Source organism: Microbacterium sp. zg.Y909 (assembly GCF_024626565.1).
In genome coordinates, this window is sequence record NZ_JANJFJ010000486.1 from 1 (window position 1) to 2,940 (window position 2,940).

The following is a 2,940-nucleotide window of genomic DNA, read 5'->3' on the forward strand; positions in this document are numbered from 1 at the left end:
CGCGGCTGCGCATGGCCTCGTCGGGCAGCGAACGCACCGCCGACGAACTCGGCCGCGCGTTCCCCGGTACGCGCGTCATCGTCGCCGACGGGGTGCATCAGGTGACACAGGTGGATGCCAAGCCGGCGCTCGTCATCGCCACCCGCGGCGCCGAGCCGATCGCCGCCGGCGGCTACCGCGCCGTCGTGCTGCTCGACGGCGACCGCATGCTGATGGCCGACGACCTGCGCATCGGCGAGTCGTGCCTGCGGTGGTGGTCCAACGCCGCCGCGCTGGCCGCCCCCGGCGCACCGGTGCACCTCGTCGGCGTCACCGGAGCCGTCGCCCGGGCGCTGGCGACCTGGACGCAGTCCGCCTATGCCCGGAGCGAACTGGCCGAGCGCGCGCCTCTGCACATGCCGCCGGTGGTGCGGGTCGCCGCGATCCACGGGTCCACCCAGGCCGTCCGCACCTGCCTCGACACGCTGCGCGAAGACGTGCCGACACTCGGCGCCGACGCCGTGCTCGGCCCTGTGAGCGCCGAGGACGGCGCCCGTGCGGTGGTGCGCTTCGACTACGGCGTCGGCCGTGCCGTCGCCGAGAGCCTGCGCTCGGCGATCATCGCCGACGCTCTCCACGCCCGACGCCCCGCGAAGGGACGCCCGGGCCCGACCCGTGCGACCCTGAGAGTGCGGGTCGACGTTCCCGATCTGGATCTGTAAGGAGCCCCATGCGCCTCGTCTTCGCGGGTACCCCCGAACCCGCCGTCCCCTCGCTGCGTGCCCTGGCCGCCTCCGGCCACGAGCTGGTCGCGGTTGTGACCCGCACCGACGCCGTGCTGGGCCGAAAGCGCGTGCTGACCCCGTCGCCGGTGGCGCAGGCCGCCGAAGAGCTCGGCATCCCCACCATCAAGACCGACCGGCTCGACGCCGCCGCGACCGAGGCGATCGAGAGGTTGCAGCCCGATCTCGGCGTGATCGTCGCGTACGGCGGTCTCGTGCGCGAACCCCTGCTGTCGATGCCGCCCCACGGATGGATCAACCTGCACTTCTCGCTGCTGCCGCGCTGGCGAGGAGCAGCGCCGGTGCAGCACGCGCTCATCGCGGGTGACCGCACGACCGGGGCCAGCGTGTTCCGCCTCGTGGCAGAGCTCGACGCCGGCGACGTGTACGGCGAAGTCACCTACGAGGTGCCCGAGACCGCGACCGCAGCGGACGTGCTGAGCGACCTGGCGGATGCCGGAGCGCACCTGCTCGCCGACGTCGTCGACGACATCGCCGCGGGCACCGCTCGCGCCGTGCCTCAGGTGGGGGAGCCCACCTACGCCGGCAAGCTGACGCTCGCCGACGGCGCCCTGGACTGGAGCCTGCCCGCCCGCCGCGTCGTCGACCGCGTGCGCGGCACCACGCCCGAACCCGGAGCGCACACCACCATCGGGGGAGTCCGTCTGAAAGTCCTGGCGGCGAGCGCCGTGGCCGATGCCGCGGGCCTCGAGCCCGGCCGCATCGCGCTGGTCGGCCGTGACGTGACGGTCGGCACCGGCGAGGGCGCGGTGGTGCTTCACCGCGTGCAGCCTGCGGGAAAACCCGCGATGGATGCCGGGGACTGGTGGCGCGGCGCGCGCCTGACCGATGCGGTTGCCGGCTCATGAGCGACGCGACCCTGGCCCGCCGCGTGGCCTTCGAGACCCTGCGGGGCGTGCACGAGTCCGACGCGTACGCCAACCTGCTGCTGCCGCGCGAGATCCGCCTGGCCGGCCTCACCTCAGCCGACGCGGGCCTTGCCACCGAGCTGACCTACGGCACACTCCGCCGGCAGGGCACCTACGACGCGATCATCGCCGAGGTCGCCGGGCGCTCGCCCGATGACATCGACCCCCCGGTGCTCGACGCCCTGCGCCTCGGGGTCCATCAGCTGCTGTCGACCCGCGTCGCCTCGCACGCCGCCGTCAACGAATCGGTCGCGCTCGCGCGATCGGCCGCCGGGCAGGGGGCCGCGGGGTTCGTCAACGCCGTGCTGCGGCGCGTCTCGCGCGAGACCCCCGGCACGTGGATGGAGCGCATCACCGCCGCGGCGCGCTCCGACGACGAGCGCCTCGGCCTGACGTACGCCCACCCGGTGTGGGTCATCCGGGCGCTCCGCCGGGCGCTGGCCGCCGAGGGACGCGCCGACGAGCTCGAAGACCTGCTGGCCGCCGACAACGTCTCACCCCAGGTGACCATGACGGCATTGCCCGGGCTCGCCGAGATCCCCGCAGACGCCCAGCGCACGCCGTACTCGCCCTATGGGTTCCGCTTGGGCGGCGGCGCACCCGATGCCATGATCGCCGGCGCGGGCGGCCGCATCCGCGTGCAGGACGAGGGTTCGCAGCTGGCGGCTCTCGCCCTGGTCGGGGCTGCCCCGGTCGCAGCGGGGGAGCGCTGGCTCGACCTCTGCGCGGGTCCCGGCGGCAAGACCGCCATCCTGGCGGCCGAGGCGCTCGAGCGCGGAGCACGGCTGGAGGCCAACGAACCGTCGGCCATCCGGGCGCGGCTCGTGCGGGACTCCGTCGCGGGGGTGCCCTTGGAGGTCCCCGTCAGCGAGGTCGACGGCCGCGAGCGCGCGGCATCGGCCCCCGGTCAGTACGACCGCGTGCTCGTCGACGCCCCCTGCACCGGGCTCGGCGCCCTTCGCCGCCGCCCCGAGGCGCGGTGGCGCAAGAGCCCGGCCGACATCCCGCAGCTCACCGATCTGCAGCTGGGGCTGGCCACCGCCGCGGTGCAGGCGCTGCGTCCGGGCGGCATCCTCGCGTACGTCACCTGCTCACCGCATCTGGCCGAGACCGCGGCCATCGGCGCCGAGTTGCGGCGCACCTTCGGCGACGAGGTCGAAGAGCTCGACGCGCGCGCCGTGGTCGAGGACGTCTCCCGTTCCCCGCTGGATCTGCCCGAGCAGGCAGACGGCTCCGGCCGTGCGCAGCTG

The 2,940-nt window shown here is 74.8% G+C and carries 2 protein-coding genes and 1 pseudogene; all 3 read left to right on the plus strand.

The window, feature by feature from the left end:
• Positions 1-701, plus strand: a pseudogene (locus NQ160_RS21720) (primosomal protein N'); the annotation flags it as partial.
• A gap of 8 nt (positions 702-709) precedes the next feature.
• The gene (fmt, locus tag NQ160_RS21725; protein WP_257517136.1) at positions 710-1,630 is read left to right on the plus strand and encodes a methionyl-tRNA formyltransferase; all 921 of its coding nucleotides are present in this window, start codon (positions 710-712) and stop codon (positions 1,628-1,630) included.
• Positions 1,627-2,940, plus strand: a 1,314-nt coding sequence (locus NQ160_RS21730; protein ID WP_257517137.1) for a transcription antitermination factor NusB, incomplete at its 3' end; no start/stop codon positions are given. The genes fmt and NQ160_RS21730, both read left to right, overlap by 4 nt.